Annotated in this window: 2 protein-coding genes; one reads left to right on the top strand and one right to left on the bottom strand. The window is 67.4% G+C overall.

From position 1 onward, the window contains the following. On the bottom strand, positions 1-245 hold a 245-nt coding region (locus tag PKE44_RS11035), incomplete at its 3' end, for a cytosine permease (RefSeq protein WP_324551055.1). Between the two features lie 569 nt (positions 246-814). On the opposite strand from PKE44_RS11035, the gene PKE44_RS11030 reads away from it, so the two are divergent. Beyond that, positions 815-1,570, top strand: a complete 756-nt coding sequence (locus PKE44_RS11030; protein ID WP_324551053.1) for a GntR family transcriptional regulator — start codon at positions 815-817, stop codon at positions 1,568-1,570.

Genomic DNA, 1,570 nt, shown 5'->3' with positions numbered 1-1,570 from the left:
TTCGCGACCAGATTGCAGAGCACGTTGACGAGGCAGATGCCGACCAGCAGCGACACCAGCACCTGCCAGCTCGACAGCCCGAGCGCGAACAGGCTGCCGGCGAAGATGTAGCCGCCGACGCTGTGCACGTCGGACATCCAGAAGGCGAAGATGTTGTACCAGTTCCAGTTCTTGCCTTCGCCGAGCGGGGCGAGATCCTCGTTGTACAGGCGGTCGCTGTAGCCGGGGGGGAGCGGATGGGACATGCGGGCAATCTCCTGGTCAGGGTTGCCGCGAGCGCCGATCGGGTTCGGGAGGGCGCCGGGCGGTGTCGTTGCCTGCGCGGGCGGACCGGGGGAGCGGTCGTGGCGGCGTCGGGCAGCGGGGCGCGTCGGTCTGGCAGTGCCGACGTGTATACAATCAAGGCATATACACGTATGCAGGTAAAGAGGCATGCCGCGAAAATTCCGCGACTGCAGCATGACGATAAATTCATGCACCAGACAAGCGCTTACGCACTGATTTGTCGCGCATTCATGGTGCATTCAGTCGTGCTTCCTGCTCTGGAATCAGGCATCGACGCGCCTGGATCGTGCGCCGGAGCCGACGGGTTGGGCAGATGGTCGCGGGGAATGAAGGCTTGAGTTTGTATACAAAAGCCTTTAGCCTTTGCGCATCGAAACCGACGTGCTGTCCGGGCGAGCCGATCGCGGGCAAGGTCGTGCGGGATGGCCTGCTTCCCGACCCTGTCCGCAGCGGGGCGAGGCAGGGGCGCGGAAATCCGCGCGGCAGGGCGAGCAGGATCGGCAGCAGTGCCCGGCCTACGGAGACCGCCATGAACGTCAAGACCGCTTCCGTCCTGCCGCTGGGCGGACTCGAAACCGGCCCCCGCGAGCGCGGGCGGGACGAGGAGATCTACCGCAGCCTGTATACGGCGATCGTCGAGCACCACCTCGCGCCCGGCGCGCGGCTGCCCGAGGATGCGCTGGCCGAGAGCTTCGGCATCAGCCGCACCGGCATCCGCAAGGTGTTGCAGCGCCTCGCGCACGAGCGGCTGATCGAGCTGGCGCCGAACCGCGGTGCGACGGTCGCGCAGCCGAGCGTGCAGGAGGCGCGCGAGGTGTTCGCGGCGCGGCGCATCGTCGAATGCGCGGCCCTGACCGAAATCGGCCGCGAGCCGCCGCCGGTCGCGGCACTGGACGAGCTGAAGCGCATCGTCGCCGCCGAAACCGACGCGCAGGCGCGCGGCGACAAGCGCGAGGCGATCCACCTGTCAGGGCTGTTTCACCTGCGCGTGCTGGCACTCGCCGACAACCGGCCGCTGTCGGACTTCCTCGGCCAGCTGGTGTCGCGCACCTCGCTGGTGATTGCGATGTACGGAACGCCGCTCGCGGCCGGCTGCAACCGCTGCCGGCACGAGCAGCTGATCGAACTGCTGGCCGCCGGCGATACGGCCGCGGCGGCGCGCTGGATGGACGAACATTTGCGCGAGATCGAGGCCGGCTGCGCGTTTGCCGAATCCGAACCGCAGGCGACCGATCTGAAGCGCATCTTTGCGGAGATTGCGAAGCGGCCGCGGAGTGAGGTTTGA

Source organism: Plasticicumulans sp. (assembly GCF_035331805.1).
Lineage (GTDB): Bacteria > Pseudomonadota > Gammaproteobacteria > Competibacterales > Competibacteraceae > Plasticicumulans.
This window is presented reverse-complemented; position numbering and strand designations above follow the sequence as displayed.

Coding starts and splice junctions, on each gene's coding strand:
- PKE44_RS11030 (WP_324551053.1), top strand. CDS start 815: ATGAACGTCAAGACCGCTTCCGTCCTGCCGCTGGGCGGACTCGAAACC.